Consider the following 26,473-nt stretch of genomic DNA (forward strand, 5'->3'; position numbering starts at 1 on the left):
ATGGTGGAGGTCTGACATGGATTGCGCGGTCCCGCGCCCGGCGGTCTTCCTCGACCGCGACGGCGTGCTCAACCACGATCTCGGCTATGTCGGCACGCCCGAGCGCTTCGTCTGGATTGCGGGCGCCCGCGAGGCGGTGGCCGCCTGCAACGCGGCCGGCTACCGCGTCTTCCTCGTCACCAACCAGTCGGGCGTGGCGCGCGGCCTCTACACGGAGGCGGACGTGGCGGCGCTGCACCGCCACGTGGCGGCCGAACTCGCCGCCGCCGGAGCCCGGCTCGACGACGTGCGCACCTGTCCCTACCATCCAGAGGCTCCGCTCGCCCGCTACCGGCAGGCCCATCCGTGGCGCAAGCCCGCGCCCGGCATGCTGCTCGACCTGATCCGCGCCTGGCCGGTCGACGTCGCGCGCAGCCACCTCGTCGGCGACCGGGAGACCGACCTGACGGCCGGCCGCGCGGCGGGGCTGCGCAGCCATCTCTTCCCGGGCGGCAACCTGCTCGACTTCATGCACGACGCGGGCATCCTCGCCGCCCGGTCCGCGCCCTGAGGAGGACAGCTTGGCTTCGCCGACATTCGCCCTGTCCTGGCAGCTCTCGGAGCTGCACGGCTGGGGACTCGTGGGCACGCATACCTGCCTGCACCTGCTCGACGCGGGGCGGCCCCCGCTGCTCCTCCGCGAGCCGGCGCTCGAAAGCCTGCGCCCGCATAACCGCGCCCGGATCGAGCCCCTGATGGAGAGCTGCCGACGGATCGGCGCGATCTCCGCCGCCCGGGATGGGCGGCCCCTGCGGCTGGGCGGCACCGTGATGCTGCACGCGCTGAGCAACGGCATGGTCTGGGACGAGCCGAGCCGGCTCTACCAGGGCGAGCGCAACATCGGGGTCATCGCCTTCGAGGATACTGGCCTCGACGCGGACGCGATCGAGCGGGCGCGCCGGTTCGACCGGATCGTGGTGCATTCGACCTACAATCGCCGCCTGCTGCGCGAGCGCGGCCTGGCGGACGTGGCCTGCGTCTTCCAGGGGGTGGATCCGGGCGAGCTGGAGCCGGTCGCGCCGCGCCGCGCCTTCGGCGACCGCTTCGTGATCTTCTCCGGCGGGAAGCTGGAATTCCGCAAGGGGCAGGACATCGCCCTCGCGGCCTTCACCCGCTTCCACCGGCGTCATCCCGAGGCGCTTCTCGTCACCGCCTGGATCAATCCATGGCCGCACACGGCCCGCGGCATGGCCGAGTCGCGCCACGCCCCCGTTCCGGTCGGCGTGGCGGAGGGCCGGCTCGATCTGGAGGGATGGGCCGTGGCGAACGGCGCCGCGCCCGGCAGCGTGGTCGATCTCGGCTTCCTCCCCCGCGACCGGCTCGCGGGCCTGTTCGCGGAGTGCCACGCCGCGCTCTTCCCCAACCGCTGCGAGGGCGCGACCAACCTCGTGGCCATGGAGGCGATGGCCTGCGGCGTGCCGACGATCCTCTCGGCCAATACGGGCCATCTCGACCTGATCCGGGAGGGCACCTGCCTGCCGCTCCTCCGCCAGGATCCGGTGCCCGACCCGGAGGGGCGGCGCATCGGCTGGGGCGAATCCAGCGTCGAGGAGGCGCTCGCGCATCTGGAGGCCCTCTATCAGGACCGCGCCGCCGCCCGGGACCTCGGGGCGAGCGGCCGGGCCTTCGTGCGCGCCGAGCGGAGCTGGGCGGACTTCGCCCGGGCCTTCACGGAGGCGGCGGATTGACCGGCCGGACCGGGCACGGGACGTGTCGCGCCGGCCCGCGTTGCGCGGACCGGAGAAGCCGTCCAGAAGCCTCGATGGCGGGGGCCGGCGATGGCGGGGGTGGGAGAGCCGTGAGCGAAGGTGTGGCGATGGCGGCGACCGCCCGGATCACGGAGGAGCGGGGGACGGGCGACGGACTCGGCCTCTCCGTCGCCGTGATGGATCCGGCGCCGCTGCTCGCCCGGGCCACCGCCCTGCACAGGGCCGGCCGGGCCGGGGCGGACGCGATCTACCGCCGCGTCCTCGCCCTCGACCCGGCCAATGCGGACGCGCTCCACCTGCACGGCGTCGTCGTGCTCCAGGCCGGCGCCGCGGGGCGCGCCCTCGGCTGGATCGCCCGCGCCACGGCGGTCGACGGGACCCAGGCGATCTACCGCAACAGCCTCGGCGAGGCCCTGCGCGCCCTCGGGCGGCCGGAGGCGGCGCTCGCCCGCTACCGGCAGGCGCTGGCCCTGCGGCCCGATTATCCGGAGGCGCTCGCCAATCTCCTGAAGCAGCCGGCCGGCCCGGGCGGGGCGGCGCGCTGGCTCGGCCGGTTCTGCCGCCTGCGGCCGGCCGCCCCCGCCCTGGTCGCGGTGGCGACCGCCCACCTGCTGGCCGGCCGCGGCGGCGAGGCGGAGCGGGCCGCCCGCGCGGCGATCATCCTCGAGCCGGGGGGCCCGGAGGCCTACGTCAAGCTCGGCATCGCGGCCTCCCTGCGGAAGGACCAGGCGCTGGCGGCAGGGGCCTATGCCCGCGCCCTGCGCCTCGCGCCGGACCAGCCCGAGGCGTGGAACAACCTCGCCAGCGCCCGCTGGGGCCTCAACGACGGCGCGGCGGCCCTGCGCGGCTGCCGCAACGCCATCGCCCTGCGGCCGGACCACCCCGACCCTTACGCCAATCTCGGCCATATCCTGCGCTCGCATGCGCAGGGGGCGGCGGATTTCCGCGAGGCCGAGACCCTGTGCCGGCGCGCCCTGCGGCTGCGGCCCGGGCACCTGTCGGCCCGCAACAACCTCGGCATCGTCCATCTCGACCTCGGCGACCTGAAACGGGCCGAGACCCTGTTCCGCGGCGTGCTCGATGCCGAGCCGCAGCATCCCGACGCCCGCTTCAACCTGTCGCTCGCCCTCCTGAAGGGCGGGCGGCTGCGGGAGGCCTGGGACCTCTATGAGGCGCGCTGGGAGACCGGGCAGCTTCCCAGGGTGAGAGCGGATCTCCGGCCCTGGCGGGGCGAGCCCCTCGAAGGCCGGACCATCGCGCTGCACGCCGAGCAGGGCCAGGGCGACACCCTGCACTTCGTGCGCTACGCCCCCCTGGTGGCCGAGCGCGGCGCGCGGGTGGTCCTGCTCGTGCAGCCGTCCCTCAAGCGGCTGGTCGCCGGGATGCCGGGGGTCGCCGCGGTCTACGGGACGAGCGAGGCCTTCCCGCGGCCCGATTTCCACTGCCCGCTGCTGAGCCTGCCGCGCCTGTTCGGCACCACGCTGGAGAGCGTGCCGGCCCGGATGCCCTACCTGTTCCCGCCGGCCGAGGCGGTGGCGCGCTGGCTCTCCGTGCCGCTGCCGGGCGGGGGGCTGCGCGTCGGCCTCGTCTGGTCGGGCGATCCCCGCCCCGGCCTGATCAGCGCCCATCTCACCGACCGGCGCCGCAGCATGACCCTGGCCGATTTCGCACCCCTCGCCCGGGTGCCGAACCTGCGCCTCGTCAACCTCCAGATGGGCGCGCCCGCCGCGCAGCTCGCCGACCCGCCGCCGGGCCTCGCGCTCCACGATCCGATGGGGGCGGTGCGCGACTTCGCCGACAGTGCCGCCCTGATCCTGCGCCTCGACCTCGTGATCACCGTCGACACCTCGGTGGCGCATCTGGCGGGAGCGCTCGGCAAGCCGGTCTGGGTGCTCTCCCGCTACGACGGCTGCTGGCGCTGGCTCCAGGACCGCGACGACTCGCCCTGGTACCCGACGATGCGCCTGTTCCGGCAGACCGAGCCGGGCGGCTGGGCCGGCGTCGTCGCGCGGGTCGCGGCGGCGCTGGCGGAGATCGCGGGGCAGCCCCCGTCTCATACGATTTCCGGTTGATTGCTTCGCAATGCGGAAATCGGCTTCGCTCAAGCGCCGCGCGGGCTTGCTGATACGCAATCCGCTTCGATCAAGCGGATTGCGTATCATACGGTTTCCGGATGATCGCTTCGCGATGCGGAAACCGGCCTCGCTCAGGCGCCGCGCGGGCTCGTGATACGGTTTCCGAAAGTGATCTTCCGGAAACCGTATCAGGCCGGGTCGGCCGTCGCCAGCCAGTCCTGCCACAGCGCGCGGTAGGCCGCTTCCACGGTCCGGGCGAAGCGGGCCGGGTCGCCGAGCGGCGCGGCCAGCATCCGCCTGCGCAGCTCCGTGCGGAGCGTCGCCCGCCGCGCCGGATCGGCCGCGAGTGCGGCGGCGATGTCCAGATAGGCGTCCTCCGTCTCGGCCACGAGGTCGGGCAGGCCGCAGGCGTTCAGCAGGCTGACGCCGACCCGGGCGACGTGATGCGTTCCGGCGAGCGTCACCACCGGCACGCCCATCCAGAGCGCCTCGCAGGTCGTGGTGGTCCCGTTGTACGGGAAGGGATCGAGGGCGACGTCGACCCGGTGGTAGGCGCGCAGGTGCTCGTTCATCGCCGCGACATGGCCCGCGAGGATCAGGCGCTCCGCTCCCACGCCCGCGCGGGCGAACAGGGTGCGGTACCGCTCCCGGGTCCAGGAATCGGCGAGGGCGCCGCTCTTCAGGACGAGCCGCGAGCCCGGGACCGCCCGGAGGAGGCGGCCCCACAGGGCGACGACCTGCGGCGTCAGCTTGGCGAGGTTGTTGAAGGAGCCGAAGGTCGGGGGCTCCTCCGGGCCCCGGGCCGGCCCCGGCTCCGCCTCGGCCAGCGGCTCGAAGCACAGGAAGCCGCCGGGCAGCCGCACCAGCCGCTCGCTGTGCCAGCCGTCGCTCGGGCCCGGCGGATCGGCCCATGCGTCGGTGAGGCGGTGGCCGATGGCCGGCATGCCGGTGGTGTCGGGATAGCCGAGCCAGGCGACCTGCACCGGCGCCGGGGTGCGGGCGAAGATCAGGGGGCGTGCGCCCGCCGTGTGGCCCGCGAGATCGACGAGGATGTCGACGCGGTCGGCGCGGATCAGCGCGGCGGCCTCCGCGTCGTCGTGGCCGGAGAGCGGGCGCCACAGGTCGACCCGGCGCTCCAGGCGCTCCGTCACCGCGTCCCGCCGCTCGGAGAGGGCATAGGCCACCACCTCCACCGCGCGCCGGTCGTGCGCGCCGAACAGCGGCAGGATGAAGGAGGCGCAGGCATGGGTGCAGAGATCCGGCGAGACGTAGCCGATCCGCAGCCGGCGCGCCGGGTCGCGCGCATGGGCGTAGACGGGCAGGTCGGGCCGGAATCCTGCGGCGTGGCGGCGGTTCCAGTGCGCGTGCGCGCGGGCCAGGACCGGAGGCGGGACCGCGGGCAGGTAGTGCAGGGTCAGCAGCAGGTTCGCGTGCAGCAGCGGGAGGTCCGGATGCAGCGCCAGCCCGTCCTGGAGCAGGATGGCGGCCTCCCGCGCCAGCCCCTGCGCCTTCAGCGCCTCGCCGAGATTGACCCGGGGCTGCGGCAGATCGGGCCGGTGGCCGAGGGCGGTGCGGTAGCAGGCGACCGCCTCCGCCAGGGCCCCGGCCTCGGCCCGCATGTCGCCGAGATTGCTCCAGGCCCCGGCGAAATCGGGCCGGGCCCGCGTGGCCCGGCGGTAGGCGCGCTCGGCGCCCGCCCGCTCGCCGTGGCTGCGCAGCAGGTTGCCGAGGTGGAACCAGGCCTCGGGAAGGTCCGGCTGGAGGGCGAGCGCGCCCTCCGCGAGCGGGCGGGCGCGGTCCGGCCCCGAGGACTCGGCGACCAGGGCCGCGAGGCTGGCGCGCAGGCCCGCCGCCTCCGGCGCCGCGCGCAGGGCACGCGTCAGCACGGCGATGGCGTCGGCCGCACGACCCGCTGCGCAGAGGAGCGAAGCCAGGTTGCCCGCCGCACCCGGATGGCCCGGCGCGGCGGCGAGGACCGCGCCGTAGCCGGTCTCGGCCGCCCCGGCGCGGCCGGCCTCGTGGTCGCGGCAGGCGGCCCCGAACCGCGCCTCGACGGCGCTCATGCGCCCTCCGGCCGCGGGGCGAGGCCGAGCCCGCCCAGGATCGTCAGCAGGGTCGCGGCCGACTGGTCCCAGGTGAAGTGCCGCCGCAGGTGGTCCGCGGCCGAGGGAAGCGCCGCCCCCTTCCGGATCACGGCCTGAAGGGCCGCGACCGCCGCCTCCTCGTCCGGCTGCCACCAGTCCAGGCCGTGGAAGGGCGCCCAGGGCTCGTCCTCGTAGGGGCGCGTGGCCGGCGCGGTGCCGGCCGGGATCAGATGGGCGATGCCGTCGTGCAGGTAATCGAGGTAGGCGGTGTGGCGCGGCGCGATCAGCCCGAGGCCGAGCGCCCCCGCGGTCGCCATCGGGAGGTCCCAGCCTTCCCCATGCGACAGGCTCCAGTAGTGGGTCGCCGCCCGGTAGAGGCCGTTCATCCGGGCCTCGTCCAGAACCGCGTCGACCAGCAGGATCGGCGCGGCCTGCGCGAGGCGCCGGCCCGTCGCCGCCTCGCCGCGGCGCACGAGGTCGGCGAGTTCGGTCCGGCCGTGCGGCCGGCCGCCGATGGCGAGCTTGAGGATCAGGCAGGCCGGGTCCCGGCGGTCGGTGGCCCGCAGCCAGACCCGCAGCAGCCCGTCGACGTTCTTGCGCGGGATGAAGTCCGAGACGTTGAGGAAGCGGTAGGGGATCTCCGCGACGGGACGCCCGTCCGGCAGCGTCAGGTGCAGGGGCGCGCCGTCCCCCGATTCGGGGTCGATCCCGAGCGGGCAGAGGCGAAGCCGCGCCTCCGGGAAGCCGCGCGCGATCCAGGCCCGGCGGGAGGCGCGCGTCGGCACGACGACGACGTCGCTGCTGCGGCTGTGCACGAGCCAGCTCGGCGGGATGGGATGGCCCTCGAACATCGTGAAGGTGACCGTCGGCAGGCCCGGCACCCGCTCCACCGCCATCGGGATCAGCACGTTGAGCAGCGCGCGCGCCCGCACCGGCCGGTCGAGGGGCTCGAACGGCCAGCGCTCGTCGGCGAGGAGGCCCAGGATCTCCAGGGGGATGCGCCGCCGTCTCAGGGCCTCGATCAGGCGCCGTGCCATGTGGCTGTAGCCGCTCGCCGTCGCGAAGGCGCCGCGCAGGGCGAGCCCGTCCGGCCCGGCGCCCGAACGGGCAGCCCGCGCGGTCGCCCGGTAGCGCGCGACGCGCACGCGGCCGTGGCGCGCATCGGCCGCCGCCGGGTCGAGGCGCAGGGCGCGCGCGTAGGCCGCCTCCGCCGCGTCGAGATCCCCGGCCCGTAAGCAGCAGGCCCCGAGCAGCCCGTAGGCGAAGGCGCCCTCGGGCCGCAGGGCGATCGCTTGCCGAAGGGCCCGGATCGCCCGGTCCGGCGCGCCGGTCTGGCAGAGGGTCGCCGCGAGGTTGAAGCGCTCCTCGATCCCGTCCGGGACGAGCCGCGCCACCCGGCGCAGAACCGCCTCGGCCCCGTCGAGGTCGCCCATCTCGGAGAGCGTCGCGCCGAGGAGCCTCAAACCGTCCCGGAGGCCGGGATCCAGCACCAGGAGGCGGCGCAGGCAGGCCGCCGCGGCGCTTCGGCGCCCGGCGCCATTCCGGAGCGCGGCGAGGTTCAGGAGCGCTTCCGCATGGTCGGGAGCCAGAGCCAGGGCCGCGCGCAGGGCCGTTCCGGCCTCGTCCGTCTGCCCGGCCGCGTGCAGGCAGACGCCCAGCAGGTTCAGGACGGCGGGCTCGCCGGGACGATGGTCGGCCAGAGCGCGCAGCATGGCCACCGCCTCCGCGCCCCGGCCCGCGCGGTAGAGCCCGAGCGCGGTCTCGAACGCGTTCTCCATCCTGCCGACGATCGTGTCCGTGCTGCGCGGGCTCGCCTGGACGGCGAGGCGGTATCTGATAAAGCGCGGACCCCATCTAGGCTAGCGGAGTCCCGGCCCCGATGGACGCGATCATCGCCGATCTGGCCGCCGGCCGCCTCGCCGAGGCCGAGCGGGGCTGCCGCGCCGTCCTCGCCGCCGCGCCGGACCGGGCGGAGGCGCTCCATCTCTGGGGCGTGTGCCTGCTGCAGGCCGGCCGGCCGGCGGAGGCCGCGATCCGCGTCGCCCGCGCAGCCCGCCTCGCGCCGCGCGTCTGCGCCTTCCGCCTCTCCCACGCCGCTGCCCTGCGCATGGCCGGCCGCCTCGCCGAGGCCGAGGCGGAGGCCGTCGCGGCCCTGCGCCTCGCCCCCCGCACGCCGCAGGCCTGGAACACGCTCGCGAACATCCTCGGCGACGGCGGCCGCCACGCGGAGGCGGCCACCGCCCTCGCGCGGCTGACCGAACTCGACCCGCTCGGCACCGAAGCCCGGCTCGCGCTGGCGCGCCACCTCATCCTGGCGGAGCGGGCGGACGAGGCCGTCGAGGTCCTGATGACGCTCCTGGGGATGAACCCGGTGCTGGCCGCCGCCTACGGAAATCTCGGCGTCGCCCTCCGGCGGCTCGGGCGGGATGCCGAGGCGGAGGCCGCCTATCGGAACGGCCTCGGCATCGACCCGGAGGAGCCGGGCCTCCTCAACAATCTCGGGATCGCGCTGCAGGATCGCGGCGACCACGACGGGGCCGGGCGCTGCCTGCACCGGGCGCTGGCGCTGCGGCCGGCGGATGCGGCGTCCTGGCTGAACCTCGCGCTCGGCGCCCAGCACGGGATGCGCCCGCGTCAGGCCGTCGCCGCGGCGCGCCGGGCGATCCGGATCGAGCCCGGGCTGGCCGAGGCGCACACCACCCTCGGCTTCAACCTGCTGATCGAGGGCCGCGACGCGGAGGGCTACGCGGCCTACGAGTGGCGCAGCCGCATGGCCGATTTCGGCGCCTCGCCGACCTTCGCCTCGCCGCGCTGGGCCGGCGGCGACCCGGCGGGGCTGACGCTTCTCGTCCACGAGGAGCAGGGCGCGGGCGACACGCTGCAATTCGCCCGCTACGCCGGCCTGCTCGCCGCCCGAGGCGCCCGGGTCATCCTGGCCTGCAACGGCCATCTCGCCCGGGTCCTCGCCGGGCTGCCGGGCCTCGCCGCGGTGATCCGCAACGGCGATCCGGTCCCGCCGCACGACGCGCACGCCGCGCTGATGAGCCTGCCCCACCTCATGGGCCTCGCCGGGGAGGATCCGCCGGGCCCGCATCCCTATCTCGTCGCGGAGCCCGGGCCCCGGGCGGCGTGGGCCGGCCGCCTGGCGGGCCATCCGGGCCTGCGGGTCGGGCTGGTCTGGGCCGGCAACCCGACCTTCCGGGGCGACCGGGCGCGCTCGCCGGGCCTCGCGGCCTTCCGGCCCCTCCTCGACGTGCCGGGCGTGAGCTTCCTCGCCCTGCAGAAGGGGCCGGGCCACGCCCAGCTCGCCGCCTGCCCGGAAGCCGCCGCGCGCCTCGTCGATCTCGGGCCGGACCTTGCGGATTTCGCCGACACCGCCGCGGCGATGCGCGGGCTCGACCTCGTGATCAGTTCCTGCACCGGCCCCGCCCATCTCGCGGGCGCGCTCGGCTGCCCGACCTGGACGGTTCTGCCCTTCGCCTGCGACTGGCGCTGGCGGACCCGCGGCGACCGGACGCCCTGGTACCCGACCATGCGCCTGTTCCGCCAGGAGCGGCGGGGCGACTGGGGCGGCGTGATGGAGCGCGTGCGCGCGGCGCTGGCCGGCCTGCTCGCGGCCCGCGCCCTGGTCGGGCAGGCATCCCGATCCCCGCCGTGACGCGCGCTCCCGAGCCGGACAGGCCTTCGGTCTGGCGCAGGACGCTCCGGCAAAGGATTCCCGGCACGCCGCGTCACGTCCACGGCCGGAACGGGCGGATCCGCCGCGCCGCGAGGTCGGGCTCCACGGCGAGGCGCAGGCCGGGATTGAGGCGGGCGGCGAGCGCGCTGAAGCCGCTGGCGGCGCTGACGCCGACGATGTCGGCCCGGGACAGGACGTGGAAGTCCTGCAGGTAGTCGAGACCCGGCCAGGGCTCGGCCACGTCCGCCAGCGACAGGGGATCGAACTCGGCGAAATCGGCCCGGACGGCCGCGAGATCGTCGCTCGCGAGGTAGAGCACCGGCCGGTCGAGGGTCGGCCAGAGTTCGCGCAGCCACGCCACGTACCACCCCGCATCGGTGATCGGGTAGCCGCAGGCGACGAAGTCGCCGCGTCGCAGGTGCAGGGCCACCAGGGTGCGGCCGAGGAGCCGCAGCCGCGCCACGGCCGGGTCCAGCCAGGGTGCGAAGGCGGGCCGGGGCCGCAGCCAGGACTGGACCCGCTCCCGCACCGTCTCCGGATAGGCGAACAGGAAGAGCGGCGAGAGCGCGTCGCAACCGGCGAGCGGCGGCCGGTGGGGTTCCCCCAGCACGCCCTCGTTCAGGAGGTGGCGGCCGAAGAGCAGGGGCGCGAGCGGGCCGGCCGGGGCGGGATCGTCGAGGGCGAAGAACAGGCCGCCGACCCAGTCGGGCGTCTCCAGCACCAGCCCATGGCGCTCGGCGTAGAGGCGCAGGAGGACGTATTCGAGGACGTTGTGGGCGAAGCGCCCCCGCGTGCCCAGCGTGCTCGACGCGAGGCGGGGCCGGCCGGGATCGGCCGGGATGCGCACGAGCGTCTCCCCGCGTTCGGCCAGGGCGAGACGCAGGGCCGCGACCGAGCGGAGGGTGAAGGTCCAGCCGGCCTCGCCGGCGACGGGCGCGAGCCGGGCCTGGGCCGCGGCGGGGCGCCCCTGCGCGAGGTCGGCTGCGGCGAGCGCGGTGCGGCCCTCGCCGGCATGGAGCCTGCCGGCGAGCGGTTTCGTCTCGAAGGGCGCGAACAGTGCCCGCAGCTCCGGGATCCGGCCCTGCGCCAGGAGGAGGCCGGTGAGCTGCTCGACCGCGTCCGGCACGGCGGTGCCGGGGAGCGGCAGGGCGGCGCGCAGCTCGGCCTCGGCCTCCGCCGCGCGGCCGAGATCGGCCAGCGCCGCGGCGAGCCGGGTGCGCGCGAGCCCGAGCCCGAGCCGGACCGCGCGCCGGTTGCAGAGCAGGGCGGCCTCGGTCTCGCCGCGGGCATGGCGGACGAGTCCGAGATTGTACCAGCATTCCGGGCTGCCGGGGGCGAGGCACACGGCGCGCAGCAGGTGGGCGAGCGCCCCGGCGCGCTCGCCCCGGCCGAGGAGGGCGTTGCCGAGGCTCATCTCCGCCTCCGCATCCGGCCGGAGCGCATGGGCGCGGCGCAGCGCCCCGAGCGCCGCGTCGAGCTGCTCGGCCTCCCGCAGGGCGAGGCCGAGCCCGCGCCACGCCTCGGGAGCGTCGGGCATGAGGCGCGTCGCGTGCCCGAAGGCGGCGAGCGCGGCCGCAGCTCGTCCGGGTCCGTCCTGCGCCAGGAGGGTGCCGAGACGCAGCCAGGTCGGACCATGGTCCGGGGCGTGTCGCAGGAGGCCCCGCGCATTCGCCACCGCCTCGTCCCGGCGGCCTGCGGCGGAGAGCAGGGCGACCCGGTTCTGCCACGCCTCGACGAGGCCGGGCGCGAGCCGCAGCGCCCGCTTGATCAGGCCGAGGCCAGGGTCGAGTCGCCCCGCCTGCGTCTCCGCCACCCCGAGCATGTGCCAGGCCTCGGGCAGGCCGGGCTCGTCGGCGAGGGCGTGGCGGTAGCGGAGGGCGGCCTCCGCCAGGGCGCCGCCCCGGTGCCGGGCGAGCCCCGCGTCGAACAGGGCCCGGCCGGTCACGGGCGCGTCCTCAGGGCAGCGGCTCGGCGGAGAGGTCGACCGGACCGTGCCGGAAGGGGATCCAGTCCTTGTGGTCGGGTCGGAATTGCAGGCCGTAAGGCGAGTTCAGGAAGATGCGGCCCTTGGCGACGCCCTCCTCGCCGAGGGTGCGGGCCTGATCGACCAGGGGCGAGGGCGCGAGGACCTTCTCCCACAGCTCCGAGAACGGGACCTCGCGGCCGGCATTCTTCGTGTAGTCGCTGATCGCGTCGCTCAGCTCCCAGCTGTCCTCGACCATCCTGAAATAGTCCACGCTCTCCTCCTTCGGGCGCGCCTCTCGCGGCGGGTCCGGTTCCCGTCGCGCCAAGTTCCCGTCGCGCCAAGTTCGCGTCGCGCCAAGTCCCCGTTCCGCCCCGTGCCCGGAGGTATCAGGGCAGGCGGTCGGAGGCCAGCCGGCGCAGGGCGTCGGCGGCACGGGCGAAGACCGGCTCCCAGGCCCGGTCCCGCCCCTGCCGGAACAGGCGCATCGTCGGGTACCAGGGCGTCGCGTCGCCGGAATGCCCGTAGATCCAGTAGGGCACGTGCTGCACGAGATTCCAGACCGGACGTCCGAGGGCGCCCGCCAGATGGGCGACCGCGCTGTCGGTCATCACCACGAGGTCGAGCCGCGCGACCACGGCGGCGGTGTCGGCGAAGTCGTCGAGATGGGGGCCGAGCGGCGTGACGAGGCGCGCGAGACCGCCATCCAGCTCCTCCGCGGGGCCGCCCTTCTGCAGGCTGTAGAGGCGCACGCCCGGAATCTCGGCGAAGCGCAGGAAGGGGGTGAGCCGGGTCGCCCGCAGATGGTTCTCCCCGAAGCTCTCCCGCCCCGACCAGACGATCCCGACCCGCAGGGTGCCGTCGGCGGGCCCGAGCAGGGCGTCGGCCTTGCGCTGCGCCGCCTCCGGCACGGTCAGGCGGACGGGGGGCGGCACCGCCTCGGCCCGGGTCCCGAACAGCCCGGCGAGGCTCATCTGCGAGATCTGGAGATCGAAGGCCGGGAGCGCGGCGCCGGGATCGACCAGGGCCGTCACCGGCAGGCCGGCGAGGACCCGGCGCAGTTCCGGGTGGCATTCGAGGATGACGCGCCCCCCGCGCTCGGCCGCGAGCGGCACGTAGCGCGCCGCCAGGAGCGCATCGCCGAATCCCTGCTCCACCGTGATCAGGAGGGTGCGGCCGGCCAAGTCCCCCCCGTCCCAGCGGGGGCCGTGCAGGATGCGGTTGCGGTAGGTCGCGAGGCCGAAGCGGGCTTCGTAGTCGCGCAGCCCCCCGGCATAGTCGCCGGTCTGGAGCCGCGCGAGCGCGCGCTCCCAGATCAGCGCCGCCGTCGCCGGAGCGAGGGCGGCGGCGCGCTCCAGCAGCGCCAGCGCCGCCGGGAAGGCGCCGGACTGGCGGAAGGCGATGGCGGCGTTGAAGGTCAAGGTCGGGTCGGCGGGGGCGAGGCGGAGCGCCTCCTCGTGCGCCGCCGCCGCCTCGTCGAGCCGCCCGCAATCCATCAGGGCGTTGCCGAGATTCGACCAGATCCCGGCCTGCTCCGGCGCGCGCTCCAGGGCGCGCCGGTGGAAGGCGATGGCGGCCTCGTGGCGGCCCGCCCGGCGCTGAAGCACGCCGAGCACGCTCAGGGCGCCGGCATCGGCGGGGTCGGCCGCCAGGGCCGCCTCGGCCCGCGCCAGGAGTTGCGCGTCCGTCTGCTGCGCATCCGCGTCGCGCCCAGTCTGGTCCGCCACCGGTGCCCCGTGCCCGGGCCGCCCGCCCGCGTCCCGTGTCCCCGGCCGCTCCGCCTCATCCGTCGCCGGCTCCCGCCCGGCCGGGGGCTTCCCTGCCGGATCCGGCCGCAGGTCCCGCACGGGCGGCGCGCCGGGCAAAGCCGCCGCCGCGAGGGCGGCCCGGACCTCCGCCGCGACGGGCGCCCAGGCGCCGGGCCGCGGCTGACGGAACAGGCGCATGGTCGGGTACCAGGACGTCGCCTCGCCCTGCCGGCCCCAGCGCCAGTCGGGGGCGAAGGCCACGAGGTTCCAGACCGGGCAGCCGAGCGCGCCGGCGAGATGGGCGGGCGCGGTGCAGCAGGTGATCACGAGGTCGAGCGCCGCCATCGCGGCCGCGGTGTCGGCGAGATCGGCCAGATCGGGCCCGAGATCGAGGCAGTGGGGCGGCAGCGGCACAAGCCCGAGATCCGCCCGGCCCGGCCCGGCCTGCAGCAGCACCGTCTGCACGCCCGGCACGTCGAGCAGGTCCGCCAGCGCGGCGAGGCCGGGGGAGCGGCGCGCGTCGTCCGGATGCCCGGGGCTGCCCGCCCAGACGAGGCCGGCCCGGAAGGACCGGCCGGGCACCGCCCCGGCCGCGAGCCGGGCGCGCCAGCGGGCCGCGCGCTCCGGTTCGGCGCTCAGATAGGGCAGGGTGCCGGGCGCCGTGCCGGTCTCCGGCCCCAGGAGATGAGGCAGGCTGAGCAGGGGCGCCCACGCGTCGTGGGGCGGTGCCGGGCCGTCGAGGCCGATCACGGCGTCGAGATCCGGCATGGCCGAGAACAGGCGCTGCAGGGCCGGCCCGCAGGCGGCGATCACCCGCGCGCCGCGCGCCCGCAGGGGCCGGGCGTAGCGGATGAACTGGATCGCGTCGCCGAGACCCTGCTCCTCCTCGATCAGGATGGTGCGCCCCGCCGGATCGTCCCCGGTCCAGTCCGGCGCCTCCGGCGCGCGGTGGGCCGCCCATCCGGGCAGGCGCCTGCGCCACTCGTAGTCCCGGAAGCCCGCTTCCAGCGCCCCGCGCGCGAGCCGGCCGAAGGCCAGGACGAGATGAGCCTGGGCGTGCTCCGGATCCCGGGCCAGGACCGTCCGGCAGAGCGCCTCGGCCTCCGCCTCCCGGCCTTGCTCGGCGAGGAATCTGGCCAGATCGACCAGGGCCTGGGGCGCGTCGCCGCCGAGCGCGGCCGCCCGGCGCAGCCACCGCTCGGCCTCCGTCTCCCGGCCCGGCATCCGGGCCAGGGCGAAGCCCGTGTTGCCGAGGAGTCCCGGCTCCGCCGGCATGAGCACGAGGGCACGGCGATGAGCGGCCTCGGAAGCGGCGTAGCGTCCGAGATTCTTGCGCAGGACGCCGAGGTTGCTCAGGCTGCGCCAATCCTCGGGGTAGCGCCGGACGAAGGCGGCGAGTTCCGGCTCGGCCTCGGCGGGGCGTCCCGCCCGCATCAGCGCCTCGACGAGAGCGAGGCGGGCTTCCCCGTCCTCCGGCCGCAGGGAGAGCCAGCGGCGCAGCAGGATCGCGGCTTCGGCAAAGTCCCCGCGCGCCAGGGCGAGGGCCGCGAGGCCGCGCAGGGCCGGGGGCTCGGCCGGCGCCGCGCCCAGATCCCCGAGCAGACCGGCCGCCTCGGCGCAGTTCGGGTCGGCCGCGAGGACGGCCCGGCAGGCGGTGCGAGCCGCATCGAGGCGGCCGGCTGAGGCGTGCGCGCGGGCGGCGTCGAGGACGGCTTCGCGGGCGCGCCGGGCGGCATCCGTCACGAAGCCGCCTCCTGCGGGCAGAGCCAGCCGCGCCGCCGGTATCGGTCGAGATCCGCCAGCACGCTCGCGGGGAAGCGCGCATCCACCGGGACCCGGGCGAGGTCCCGCCACATCCCCGGGACGGGCCCGGCCGAGGGCCGGCCATCGGCGTAGAACCGGGCGAGGCGGGCGCGGTTCGCGGCCGCCTCACGGTCGAACCCGGCGGCCATCTCCCGGTGGGCATAGGCCCGCATCTTCGCCTCGAAGCGCTCCATTCCCCCCATCCACGTGAAGTGCCAGCCGGCCTCCGCGACCGGCCGGCCGAGACCCTGCTTGACGAGGTAGCGGGCATGGTTCGGCCCGATCCGGCGGATCAGCGACCAGGGCGCCGCGGCGACCGAGAGCCAGGGCTCGGCCGCGGCGAGGTCGAGGAAGTACAGGCGCATGGCGAGTTGCGGCGCGAACAGCTCTCCGGGCGCCGTGCGCAGGGCCGCCACCACCTCGGGCCGCAGGATCTCGTCCACGTCGCTGACGAGGACGAGATCGTCGGGATCCGCCCCCGCGAGGCCGTGGGCGATGGCTTCGCGCTGGTGCGCCTCGCGCCGCCACGCGAAGCCACCCGGATCGTCCTCCACCACCACGTGCGCGATGCGGTCGGCATAGGCCGCGAAGCGCGCCCGGTTCTCGGCGAAATGCAGGGGCTTCGGCCGGCCCGCATGGGTGTGGCGGGCCTCGACGAGGACGATGCGGTCGACGGCCGGCCCCATCTCGGCGAGGCGCAGCTCCAGCATGTCGAGCTCGTCGTTGAACGGGAAGCAATCGTGGACCCGGCGCCCGCCCGGCGGGACCGGGCCCGGCCGGTGAGGCTCCGCGGTGAGGCTGAGCCAAGCCGAGAAGCCCCGCAGGGTGCCCCAGACCCGGCTGCGGATGTCCTCGGGGGTGCGGTCGAGGTCGAGCATCCCGTCGACGGTCGCGATCAGCCGCGCGGCCTCCGCGCGCCAGCCCGGCCCCGCCTCGCCCCGCTGGCCCGCCTGCAGCAGGCCTTCCAGCGCGTCGAGCATCTGGAACTGCGCCTGCGCCAGGCCCGCGGCGACCCGCGCCTCGGCCACCGCGGCGCCGCCGGCCGCGCCCGCACGCCGCAGCAGCGGCAGCGCCGCAGCGGGCTGGCCGAGCCGCAGCCGCCGCCGGCCGAGGCCTCCCGCCAGAAGGGAGGCGGCCGTTCCGGGATCGGCGGCTTCCGACACCGCTTCGGCGGTCTCGGCGAGCAGGCCCGGATCCTCCCCGAGCGCGCCGACGAGCCCGGCGAGGCGGCGGAGCCGGCCCACGGCCTCGGCCCGGTCCGAAACCCCGCCGGCGGCGGCCGTCTCACCGAGCCCCGTCCGGGCAAGGTCCGTCTCGGCGGCCGCGACGCAGCCCGCCGCGAGGGCGCGTGTCCGGGACTCGGCGAGAAGATCCGCGGATCCGAGCGCGAGGGCCCGGTCGAGTTGCGCCAGGGCGTCGCCGTGCCGGCCGAGGGCGCTCTGCGCCCAGGCGACGGCGAGGTGCGGGCCGGCCTCGCCGGGCCGGTGCCGGAGCAGGACCCGGCCCGCGCGCACGACGGTGTCGTGGTCGCCGAGGCGGGCGGCCTCCCGCATCAGGGCGCGGGCGAGATCCGCCGCGCCGGCGAGGCCGGCGATCCCATTGATCCGCTCCAGGGCGTCCGCGCGCGCTGGCAGCGACGTGCCGTCGACCCCCTCCGCGATCGCCGGGCCGAGCGGGGCGAGGTCCCGGTCGATCCGCGCGCCGAGGGAGGCGGCGCGCCTCAGCCCCCGCGCCCCCGCCGCCCAGCGCGCCGCCGACAGGTCGGCACGGGCGAGGGCCAGCAGGGCCTCCGCCTCAGCCGGGTCGGCGACGACCCGGCGGGCCGCCCTCCGGCCGCCATGGTCCGGGTCGCCGCGATCGGCCGGCGCGCCCGGCGCTGCGCCGGCGAGCGCGCGGAACCAGGCCGCCCAGGCAGCGGCGCGCACCGGCCAGATCGCCGTGGCCAGGACACGCTCGGCCTGCTCGCGCAGCCGGCGCGCGGTGCCGGCCGGGTCGTCCCGCCGCCGCGCCAGGACGGCGACCATGCGCTCCGCGTAGAGCGCGGCGTGCGCGGCCGGTTCGTCGGGGACCGGCGTCAGATGGGCGAGCCCCATGCCCGTTTCGGGAAGCGCGCCGAGCCGGCTCGTCACCACGAGGCAGCCCGCCGCGAGCGCCTCCATCACGGCGATGCAGGAGGTCTCGGGAAAACGGTTCAGGTAGGCCAGGGCCGTGACGTCGCGCAGGTCCTCCGCCAGGGCGGCCTGCGGGATCGCGCCGCGGTAATCGACCCCCTCGGTCGCCCGGCAGCGCGCGTACAGGTTCTGGTAGGGGTCGGCCTCGCCCGTGACCTGATAGGGGGCGAGGCTCGCGTAGACGCGCAGCACCGTGCCCGGCAGGGCGGCGCGGATGCGCGGCAGGCTGTCGAGGAGCACGTCGAGGCCGCGATAGGGGGTGCTCGTATAGGCAAGGATCGGGGGCCACGGCCGTGCCGCCAGATCCTGCTCGCTCGGGGGCCTTGCGGCGAAGGCCGGGGCCACGGCATTGCGCAGGGTGCGGCAGCGCTCCGGCGGCAGACCGAAACGGGTGAGATAGGCGTGGCGCTGCCAGTCGCTGACGAAGGCGAAGGCGTCCCAGCCGGCGCGCTGGGCGGGGTCGTGCAGCCCGCGCATCGCCGGCTCGTCGGCGGCATGCTGCGTCCACAGGATCAGCCGCACGGACGCGCCGAGCCGGGCGCGCAGCTGTGCGAGCAGGGCCGCGTCGGTGCCGTTGAGCACGACCACGGCCGCGACGCCGGAGAGATCCGCGAGGGACAGGGCCCGGGTCGAGAGCACCCGCACGCCGTGCACCCGCCCGGGCCGGTCGGTCGCCGTCGCCACGGTCACGTCGAGCCCGTCGCGGGCGAGTTGCGCGGCGAGGTGGCAGAGGGCGGATTGCGAGCCGCCCAGGGGCGCGGCCTCGGGCGTCGCGGGCGTGTAGGACATCGCGCCCGGATCGATGAAGGCGACCCGCATCATCGGCCGCCCGTCGTCCCGCGCGCCCGATCCGGGCCAGAGCATTTTCCGACGAAGTGGATCCCGGTTCGTCGCAGACGATGCGGCAAAACCAAAGACCGAGAGCGGCGCCCGATTGCACCGTGATCGGGCGCCGCTCTAAGCGGACATGCGTTGGCAGGCCAACGCTTCGTCCGCTTAGGTTTCTGGTGTGTCGCAGGGTTTTGTCGCAAAACCGGTAGCCATTGTTGCGAAACCTGCTTAGAGCCGCGCTCGCCGGACCGGTCCGGACGGCCGGGCGCGCGTCCGCAGGCCGGGCCGGGCTCCGCGGACGGGGCGCGGCGAGCGGGGGGACGCACAGCAGCGGCCCCGGAGGCGATTGGCGACATGGACCTCGACCCGGCAGCGAAGGCGCGCGACCTGCTCCTCGACCCGGCCGACGCGACCGCCCTGCAATACCTCGCTCTCGCCGCCCGCGAGAAGGGGGACGGCCTGCGCGCCATCCGCCTGTTTGCGCGGGCGCATCGTTTGCACGGCAACCGGGAGATCCTCCTCCGGCAAATCGATAGCGCGCTCCACCTCGCCCTGAACGAGGCCGTCGGCCTGATCAACGGCGGCGCGATCGACCGGGCACTCGACCTTCTCACGCGGATCGCCGGGATCGCGCCGGTCGAGGGCGACCTCGCCAGCCTGCTCGCCACCGTGCGGCTCATCCGGGGCGAGGACGCGGAGGCGGCCCGGCTGCGGGCGCTGCTGCCGCCGGAGGCGGGCGGCCTCGGCGTCGCCGTCGACGGGCTTGCCGCGCGGGCCCGCGAGGAGGCCTATCTCGGCACCGTGGTCATCCCGGCCTTCCGGGCCGAGGACACGATCGGGCGCGCCCTCGACAGCGTGGCCGGCGCCGTCGCCCGGCTGCGCGCCGCCACCGGCCGGGCGGAGGCCCGGGTCCATATCTGCGTCGTGGACGACGCCTCGCCCGACGGCACCGCCGGGGCGGTGCTCGGCTGGGCCCGCGCCAACCCGGACCAGAGCCTCGCCCTGACCGTGTTGAGCCGGAACGGGGGCGCCGGCGCGGCGCGCAACCTCGGCGCGGCGGGGGCGAAGGGGGACGTCCTCTGGTTCCTCGACGCGGACGACACCTTCCTCGCCGATCACCTCCTCGTCACCCTGGCGGTCTTGGACGACCGGCCGGATGCGGGCTTCGTGCGCACCGGCATCGTCTTCGACGCCATCGATGCCGAGATCGCGCCGGCCTGGCGCGAGGCCTCGGAGCAGACCTATCCCTGCAACATCGCCGTCCGCCGGGCCTGCCACCTCGCGACCGGCGGCTTTCCCGACGAGCCCCCCTTCCGGCCGGCCGTCGCGGACGACGTCGGCTACAGCCGCGTCCTGCACGCCCTGGTCCCGGGCCTGCGCGTCCCGGCCCGCACGGTCCGCTACACGCTGCGGCCCGGCAACGCCTTCGACCGGCAGCGGGCGGAGATGACGGGCGCCCGCCCGCCCGGCGCTGGCGCGGCGCCGGACGCGCGCTTCCACGCAATCGGCCTGCTGATCCGGCGGCGTCTCCACGCCCTCGAACGCGGCCGCGCGCGCGCAGGCGGGGCCGCGCGCGCCGCACCCCCGGCCCCCGGGACGGCCGACGCCCTCCTGGGCCGGTTGCTCGACGCACCGGCCGGCGCGCGTCCGGGCATCGAGGAGCTGGCGGATCTCTGGCTCGGCCGGGGCGAGGCGGCCCGGGCCGAGGCCCTTCTGCGGGCGGCCGTGCCCCTGGGGACGGATGACGGGCGGCTCGGCCGGGCCCTCGCCCGAACCCTCGCGGCGCAGGGCCGGCCCGCCGCCGCTTCCCTGCGCCACGCCCTCGTCCGGGAGCCCGCCGACGCGGCGACGTGGTTCGCGCTCGGTCTCGATGCCTACCGGTCGCAGGAGGCGGGAGACGCCCTGCGCGCCTTCCGGCGCACCGCGTCGCTCGCGCCGGACGCGGCGGCCGCGGTCTCGAATATCGGCGGCCTGCTCATGGAGAGCGGCGACGCCGCCGGCACCCGGCGCGCCACGAGGCGCGCCCTGCTGCTCCAGCCCGATCTGGCCACCGGCCTGCTGCATCTCGGCCGGGCCGAGGCGCGTCTCGGCGCGCCGGAGCGGGCGGAGCCCTGGCTCGCGCGGGCGGATCGGCTCGCGCCCGGCCGCCCCGACATCGCCCTCGCGCGGGCCGAGATCCGCCTCTCCGGCGGCGACGCCGCAGCGGCGGCCTCCCGCGCCCGGCGCGTCCTGCTCCTCGATCCGGCCAGCTACGAGGCGCACGCGCTCCGGGCGCGCGTCCACGAGGCGACGGCGCAGCCGGAGGCGGCCCTCGCCGCCTGGGACCGGGCCGCCCGGTGCAACCCGGCCTACGGCGAGGCCTTCACCCGCCGGGCGATGCTCCGGCTCTCCGCGCGCTGGGGAGCGCCCCCGGTTCCGGTCCGGCCCGGGGCGCCCGGGCGGCGCCTCGCCGTGGGCCGGCTCGGGCTCGACGGGCGATTCGGCAACCAGATCCTCCAGTACGGCTTCCCGCGCCTCTACGCCGAGCGGCACGGGCTCGTGCTGGAGACGCCGTCCTGGCTCGGGCAGCACCTGTTCGACCGGGACGACCCGCCCCTGGGCACCACGCTGCCGCGCCGCGCCGGGGACGCAGCGGCCCTCGCGGCGGACCGGGACGGCGCCTATGCCGGACAGGACGTCGCCGGCTATTTCTGCGGCGATCCCGGCGGCTGGGCCGGGGAGCGGGACCGGTTCCGCGCCCTCTTCGCCCCCGGACGCAACCTGCGCCCCTTGGCCGAGGCGATCGGCCGGCGCCTCTCGGGCGGGACGCTGGTGGCGATCCACCTGCGGCGCGGCGATTACGGCTGGGGCCGCTTCTGGATCGCGCCGGAGGCGTGGTACCGGCGCTGGCTCGACGCGCTCTGGCCGGCTCTCGACCGCCCCGTCCTCTACATCGCCACCGACGCGCCCGGCCTCGCGCAGCAGGCCTTCGCCGCCTACCGCCCACTCACCGCCCGCGACCTGCCGGCAGGGCCGGCCGGCGCCGCGTTCTTCCCCGATTTCCACGCGCTCTGCCTGGCCGACCGGCTGGCCACCTCGAACAGCACCTTCTCGGGCACGGCGGCCCTGTTGAACCGCCGCGCCGCGTGCTGGCGTCCGGACCGGAACCTCGGCGGCCTCGTCGCCTACGATCCCTGGCACAGCCCGATCCTGCTGTGAGGACCGCCCGATCAGGCCCTGATCCGCCCCATCGTGGCGGTCGAGGAGTGACCCGCGTGGAAGGCGGTGGTGACCACGCGCCCGCCGCGCGCCCGCACGATGTCGGCGCCGACGATGTCGCCGCCCGCGTAGTCGCCGCCCTTCACCAGCACGTCCGGCTCGATCCGGGCGACGAGGGCGCGCGGCGTATCCTCCTCGAAGCCCACCACGCAATCGACGGTGGCGAGGGCGGCCAGCACCTCGGCCCGGTCGGCCAGGGTGTTGACCGGCCGCTCGGGGCCCTTCAACCGCGCGACGGAGGCGTCGCTGTTCAACCCGACGACGAGGAGGTCGCCCTCGGCGCGGGCCGCCCGCAGCATGCGCACGTGGCCGGGATGCAGGATGTCGAAGCACCCGTTCGTGAAGACGACCCGCCCGCCCGTCGCGCGGCAGCGCTGGACCCGGCTCAGGGTCGCCTCGAGCGTCATGAGCGCCGGAATGCCGGGCGGTTCGCTCCCGCCCTCGCTCCGGCCCAGGCGCTCGGCGATGTCGCGGGCGGTGACGACGTAGGTGCCCGCATGGGAGACGGCGATGCCCGCCGCGAGGTTGGCGAGATCCACCGCGCGGTCGAGTTCCTCGCCCGCGCCGAGCGCGACGGCCAGCGCCGCCAGCACGGTGTCGCCCGCCCCCGACACGTCGTAGACCTCCAGCGCCCGGGTCGGGTGGCGGCGCACGCGCCCGTCCGCCGAGACCGTGATCATGCCGGCCGGCCCGTTCGTGAGCACGAGGTGGTCGATCCCGTGCGCCCGGATCGCCGCCAGCGCATGGGCCGGCAGATCCGCTTCCGGGCAGGCGCCGAACAGGAGCCGGTACTCGGCGCCGTTCGGCTTGAGCACGTGGGTGCCGCGGTAGCGCTCGGCTCCGGCGATCTTCGGATCCACCAGCACCGGCACGCCCCGGGCCCGCGCGAGCGCGATGAGCCGGGCGATCGGCTCCAGGACGCCCTTGCCGTAGTCGGAGAGCACCACCATCCCGACCCGGTCGAGCGCAAGCCCGAAGCGCCGCTCCAGCTCGGCCAGGGTTTCGGGATCGACCCGGCTCTCCCGGTCCACCCGGGCGATCTGGTGCTGCCGCCCGGAGACGATGCGCGTCTTCTCCGTGGTCACGCCGGTCCGGCCGACCACGAGGTCGGTCGTCAAGCCGGGTATGGCGAGGAGGCCGGCGAGTTCCCGGTGCTGATCGTCGTCTCCGACCGCCGCGAGCAGTTCGCAGGTCCCGCCCATGGCCGCGATGTTGGCGGCCACGTTCGCGGCGCCGCCCGCCCGCACCGTGGACTCGCGGGTCAGCAGGACCGGCACCGGCGCCTCGGGCGAGATGCGGGTGACCTCACCGTAAACGTAGCGGTCGATCATGGCATCGCCGACCACGAGGATGCGCCGCGACGTCGCCTTCGGGAAAGTCGTCACCGTCAACCGCCCTGTCCACTCATCCTCCGGGTAATGCTGAGCTTGATAGCGGCCGGCGATCCGGGATGAAAGGGCACCGTCCTGGGCCCGACGACGAGACCTCGCCGATATCTGGGACCTGATCGATCGAGAACATGCCGCATGGTCGTGCTTCACCGGCAATGCAGCCTTGGCGGCCGCGATCCACGGCCGCATTGCTGGGACGAACGCCCACCCCAAGCCGCTCGCAGGGACCAAGACCGTCGGTGGCATTTTCGCCAACGGCGCGCGGTTCTGCCACCGCAGGTCCAACTCCGACCGCGAGCGCCTGGAAGAGGTCCATGTGCTCGGCCTGCGGCGCAACGAGGACCTCAATGCCGGCGGCGAGGCCGAGATTCGGGTGCATCGACGGAGCGCTCGGCATCGTCGGCCGGCGGGTCGAACCGGTCAGGAGATAGGAGCCTGGCTGGCATCAGGCTCGCATCGCAGCGCTCGGCCGATACCAGAGCGCCGGCCTCAGCCGCTGTCGTCGCAGAGGAAAGGACTGGAGCGGGTGAAGGGAATCGAACCCTCGTATTCAGCTTGGAAGGCTGCTGCTCTACCATTGAGCTACACCCGCGCGGCAGTGGCCTTAGCATGACGCCCCGCCGATGAGAAGCCTCAGCCGCCGCGCTCGGCGGGCGGCGCGAGGCGGGCGACGATCGGGGCGGCCAGCGCGTGGTAGAGCCCGTCCGGACAGACGAGCTTCGAGGCCGCGTCCGCGAGGAGCGCGGCGATCATCAGGGGGATCACGAGGGCGTGCGTCTCCGTCATCTCCGAGACGATCACGAAGGAGGTGATCGGCGCCTGCAGGACGCCCGCCAGGTAGGCGACCATGCCCACGAGGACGAGCGCGCCGACCGGTGCCGGCGCGAAGACGGGCGACAGATGGGCGCCGAGCCCCGCGCCCACCGCCAGCGAGGGGGCGAACAGGCCGCCGGGAATGCCGCTGATCGACGAGAGGGTGGTGGCGAGGAACTTCGCCGGCCCGAACCACGCCGAGGTGTCTCCCCCGCCGTGCAGGAGCGCCTTCGCCTCCTCGTAGCCGGTGCCGTGGATGTGGCCGCCGGTGGCGAGGCCGCACAGGGCCACGCCGAGGCCGCACAGCATCGCGAAGGCGACCGGATGCCGCCGCATCAGGATCCCCGGGCGGCCCGGCAGGCCGCGGGCGACCGCGATGACGATCCGGCTGAACAGACCGCCGCACAAGCCCCCGACGAGGCCGAGGATCGGCACCGCGAGCCACGCCGTCCCGAAGGGCAAAGTCGCCGCGGTGGTGCCGAAATAGGCGTAGTTGCCGAGCAGCGCGAGGGAGGTCAGGCCCGCGGCGATCACCGTGCCGAGGACGAGCCCGCTCGTCTTCGACTCGAAGGAGCGGCTGAGTTCCTCGATCGCGAACACGATGCCGGCGAGCGGCGTGTTGAAGGCCGCCGCCACCCCGGCCGCTCCGCCCGCCAGCAGGAGCCCGCGCTGATGCGCCGGCGCCCGGCGGCCCGCCGCCGCCATGATCGCCGCTCCCACCTGCACGGTCGGCCCCTCGCGCCCCGTCGAGGCGCCGCAGAGGAGGCCGAGGGTCATCACCACGATCTTGCCGAGGGCGACCCGCAGGGAGACGAGGCCGGCGCGACGCTCGGGCTCGGCGATGGCGCGGGCGGCGATGACCTGCGGGATGCCGCTGCCCTCGGAATTGGGGAAGACGCGCCGCGCCAGGAGCACGCAGAGCCCGAAACCCAGCGGCGTCACCGCGAGGGCCGCGAGCGGCGAGAGGGCGGAAAGGTCGCGGAAGGCGGCCTGGGCCGCGTCCGCGAGCTTGGCCATCAGCACCGCCGCCGCTCCGACGCAGAGCCCCCCGACCAGGAACAGCCCGCGGCGCGTGCCGGGATCGAGGATCCGGCGGCGCAGGGGAACCGAGACACGCCGCCAGGGCCCGTCGCCGTGCATGCCGCGCCACCCTCCATGATCGCCCGCCGGGCTCCCCGGGGCCGCTTCAGCTTGGACGAAAGGGCGGGGGATGCGAAGCTCCCTTCGCCGCACATCGCGCATACCCTGTGCGCGGTCAGCCGGAGGGAGACGACATGCGGGTTCTGGTGGTGGGCGCGGGCGCGACGGGCGGCTATTTCGGGGCGCGGCTCGCGGAGGCCGGGCGGGACGTGACCTTCCTGGTCCGCCCGGCCCGGGCCGAGCGGCTCGCCGCCCACGGCCTCGTGGTGAGAAGCCCGGTGCGGGACCTGCACATTCCCGCCCCCGCGACGGTGACCGCCGACCGGATCGCCGGCCCCTACGACCTCGTGATCCTGAGCTGCAAGGCCTACGACCTCGACGGCGCGGTCGCAGCCGTGGCCCCGGCGGTGGGGCCGGGGACGGCCGTGCTGCCGATCCTCAACGGCATGGCCCATCTCGACGTCCTCGACGCCCGCTTCGGGGCGGAGCGCGTGCTCGGCGGCTCCTGCGCCATCGCGGCGACGCTCGGCGAGGCGGGCGAGATCGTGCAGATGACCGAGATGCACAGCCTCACCTTCGGGGAGCGGGACGGGACGCGCTCGGCGCGGGTGGAGGCCATCGCGGCGCTGATGCAGGGCGCCACCTTCACGGCCCGGCTGAGCGACAGGGTGCTGCTGGAGATGTGGGAGAAGTGGGTCTTCCTCGCGACGCTCGCGGGTGCGACCTGCCTGATGCGCGGCGCGGTCCGCGACATCGTGGGGGCGCCGGGTGGCCGGGCGCTGATGCTCGGCCTCCTCGACGAGTGCCGCCGCATCGCCGCGGATGCGGGTTTCCCGCCGCGCGACAAGGTGCTGGAGGCGAACCGCGCCGCGCTGACCGCGGAGCGCTCCACCATGACGGCCTCGATGCTGCGTGACATCGAGCGGGGCGCCGCGATCGAGGCCGATCACATCGTCGGCGACCTGCTGCGGCGCGGGCGCGCGGCGGGAGACGCCGCCTTCCCGTATCTCGACACGGTCTACGCCCACCTCAAGACCTACGAGGGCCGGCGGGCGCGGGAGCGGGCCGCGGCCTGAAGCCCCCGCGCCGGCGCGGGGCCGGGCCCGGCCGCGCGATCGCTTGCCGCAGATTGCATCCGTTCCAAGCTGCACTGCGTTGGGCCCGAGGTGTGGACCAGGGGAGGGACGCCATGACCGCCGCCGAGATCGTCGGGGATGCCACGCCGCCGCCGCGCTGCTCTCAGGTGGTGCTGTCGGATTTCGGCCTGTTCTTCGAGGAGCAGCGCCGCAAGCGCCAGCTCGCCGAGGCGGCGCCGGAGACGCCCGCCCCGGCCGCGCCGCTCTCCGCGGAGGATCTGCGCCGCGTCGCGCTGCTGAAGGGCATCGCCGCCGAGGTGCTGGATTCCGCCGCGGCCCAGCTCGCGCCGCACCGGATCCTCGTGGAGCGCGGCCCCTCGCTCCGGGGCCGCCCGGATTTCGAGCAGGCCTACACCCAGTTCATGCTGATCAACCGCCAGTCCGGCCGCGTCTCGCCGGTCTACGTGATGAGCATCACCGATGCCGGCTATTTCCTCGCCAGCGCCTGCGATCCGGAGCTCGACCACGACCTCGCCGACCGGCAGGTGACCCATTGCGCCGCGAGCGAACTCACCTGCGAGATCGTCTCCCGGGTGATGAAGGACGCGATCCTGCAGGTGGTCTGAGGCCGAGTTTACCGTAACGCGCAGCCGGCTCACGGACCGCTTGACCGGTCCTTCCGAATGACGCAGC

General features: G+C 75.8%; 15 protein-coding genes and 1 tRNA gene. 7 read left to right on the forward strand and 9 right to left on the reverse strand.

The features are described from left to right. Window positions 1-16 precede the first annotated feature (16 nt). The 3 genes from ACE101_RS25685 to ACE101_RS25695 all read left to right on the forward strand — a co-directional run bounded on the left by ACE101_RS25685 (window position 17) and on the right by ACE101_RS25695 (window position 3,820). Complete coding sequence (locus tag ACE101_RS25685; RefSeq protein WP_379135801.1) at window positions 17-550, forward strand: D-glycero-alpha-D-manno-heptose-1,7-bisphosphate 7-phosphatase; 534 nt, start codon at window positions 17-19, stop codon at window positions 548-550. A 10-nt stretch (window positions 551-560) separates the two neighbouring features. Beyond that, complete coding sequence (locus ACE101_RS25690; RefSeq protein ID WP_379135804.1) at window positions 561-1,727, forward strand: glycosyltransferase family 4 protein; 1,167 nt, start codon at window positions 561-563, stop codon at window positions 1,725-1,727. Window positions 1,728-1,837: 110 nt separating this feature from the next. Beyond that, a complete protein-coding gene (locus ACE101_RS25695; protein WP_379135807.1) occupies window positions 1,838-3,820 on the forward strand; it encodes a tetratricopeptide repeat protein in 1,983 nt (660 codons plus the stop codon). Between the two features lie 191 nt (window positions 3,821-4,011). On the opposite strand, the gene ACE101_RS25700 is transcribed toward ACE101_RS25695, so the two are convergent. Both ACE101_RS25700 and ACE101_RS25705 read right to left on the reverse strand, forming a co-directional pair. Then, window positions 4,012-5,886, reverse strand: a complete 1,875-nt coding sequence (locus tag ACE101_RS25700) for an O-linked N-acetylglucosamine transferase, SPINDLY family protein (RefSeq protein ID WP_379135809.1) — start codon at window positions 5,884-5,886, stop codon at window positions 4,012-4,014. After that, entirely contained in the window at window positions 5,883-7,685 is a 1,803-nt protein-coding gene (locus ACE101_RS25705) for a tetratricopeptide repeat protein (RefSeq protein ID WP_379135812.1), read from the reverse strand. The genes ACE101_RS25700 and ACE101_RS25705 overlap by 4 nt, the downstream gene beginning before the upstream one ends. A 101-nt stretch (window positions 7,686-7,786) precedes the next feature. Between ACE101_RS25705 and ACE101_RS25710 the strand changes: the two genes are divergently transcribed. Beyond that, window positions 7,787-9,565, forward strand: a complete 1,779-nt coding sequence (locus ACE101_RS25710) for a tetratricopeptide repeat protein (RefSeq protein ID WP_379135815.1) — start codon at window positions 7,787-7,789, stop codon at window positions 9,563-9,565. A 73-nt stretch (window positions 9,566-9,638) separates the two neighbouring features. Here the strand turns inward: ACE101_RS25710 and ACE101_RS25715 are convergent, their stop codons facing one another. The 4 genes from ACE101_RS25715 to ACE101_RS25730 form a co-directional block, all read right to left on the reverse strand. After that, on the reverse strand, window positions 9,639-11,531 hold the full coding sequence (locus ACE101_RS25715) for a tetratricopeptide repeat protein (protein ID WP_379135817.1): 1,893 nt from the start codon (window positions 11,529-11,531) through the stop codon (window positions 9,639-9,641). 10 nt (window positions 11,532-11,541) lie between these two features. Further along, window positions 11,542-11,823, reverse strand: a complete 282-nt coding sequence (locus ACE101_RS25720) for a hypothetical protein (RefSeq protein WP_379135819.1) — start codon at window positions 11,821-11,823, stop codon at window positions 11,542-11,544. A 115-nt stretch (window positions 11,824-11,938) separates the two neighbouring features. Further along, the gene (locus ACE101_RS25725; RefSeq protein WP_379135821.1) at window positions 11,939-15,040 is read right to left on the reverse strand and encodes a tetratricopeptide repeat protein; all 3,102 of its coding nucleotides are present in this window, start codon (window positions 15,038-15,040) and stop codon (window positions 11,939-11,941) included. After that, window positions 15,037-18,135 carry a glycosyltransferase gene (locus tag ACE101_RS25730; RefSeq protein ID WP_379135824.1) on the reverse strand — a complete coding sequence of 1,033 codons (3,099 nt, stop codon included), beginning with the start codon at window positions 18,133-18,135 and terminating at the stop codon, window positions 15,037-15,039. The genes ACE101_RS25725 and ACE101_RS25730 overlap by 4 nt, the downstream gene beginning before the upstream one ends. A gap of 321 nt (window positions 18,136-18,456) precedes the next feature. Here ACE101_RS25730 and ACE101_RS25735 point away from each other — a divergent pair, with 321 nt between their 5' ends. After that, window positions 18,457-21,300, forward strand: coding sequence for a glycosyltransferase (locus tag ACE101_RS25735; protein ID WP_379135827.1), 2,844 nt, complete (start codon window positions 18,457-18,459; stop codon window positions 21,298-21,300). Window positions 21,301-21,311: 11 nt separating this feature from the next. Here the strand turns inward: ACE101_RS25735 and rfaE2 are convergent, their stop codons facing one another. The 3 genes from rfaE2 to ACE101_RS25750 form a co-directional block, all read right to left on the reverse strand. Next, window positions 21,312-22,745, reverse strand: a complete 1,434-nt coding sequence (gene rfaE2 / locus ACE101_RS25740; RefSeq protein ID WP_379138941.1) for a D-glycero-beta-D-manno-heptose 1-phosphate adenylyltransferase — start codon at window positions 22,743-22,745, stop codon at window positions 21,312-21,314. Between the two features lie 524 nt (window positions 22,746-23,269). Beyond that, window positions 23,270-23,343 (reverse strand) — tRNA-Gly (locus ACE101_RS25745). Between the two features lie 41 nt (window positions 23,344-23,384). Beyond that, on the reverse strand, window positions 23,385-24,704 hold the full coding sequence (locus ACE101_RS25750; RefSeq protein WP_379135829.1) for a chloride channel protein: 1,320 nt from the start codon (window positions 24,702-24,704) through the stop codon (window positions 23,385-23,387). 134 nt (window positions 24,705-24,838) lie between these two features. On the opposite strand from ACE101_RS25750, the gene panE reads away from it, so the two are divergent. Both panE and ACE101_RS25760 read left to right on the forward strand, forming a co-directional pair. Further along, the gene (panE, locus tag ACE101_RS25755; protein WP_379135832.1) at window positions 24,839-25,780 is read left to right on the forward strand and encodes a 2-dehydropantoate 2-reductase; all 942 of its coding nucleotides are present in this window, start codon (window positions 24,839-24,841) and stop codon (window positions 25,778-25,780) included. Window positions 25,781-25,893: 113 nt separating this feature from the next. Beyond that, window positions 25,894-26,406: a hypothetical protein gene (locus ACE101_RS25760; RefSeq protein ID WP_379135835.1), complete on the forward strand. Its 513-nt coding sequence runs from the start codon at window positions 25,894-25,896 to the stop codon at window positions 26,404-26,406. The last annotated feature ends 67 nt before the right edge of the window (window positions 26,407-26,473 follow it).

The sequence above is a fragment of the Methylobacterium carpenticola genome (assembly GCF_042748905.1).
Classification (GTDB): domain Bacteria; phylum Pseudomonadota; class Alphaproteobacteria; order Rhizobiales; family Beijerinckiaceae; genus Methylobacterium; species Methylobacterium carpenticola.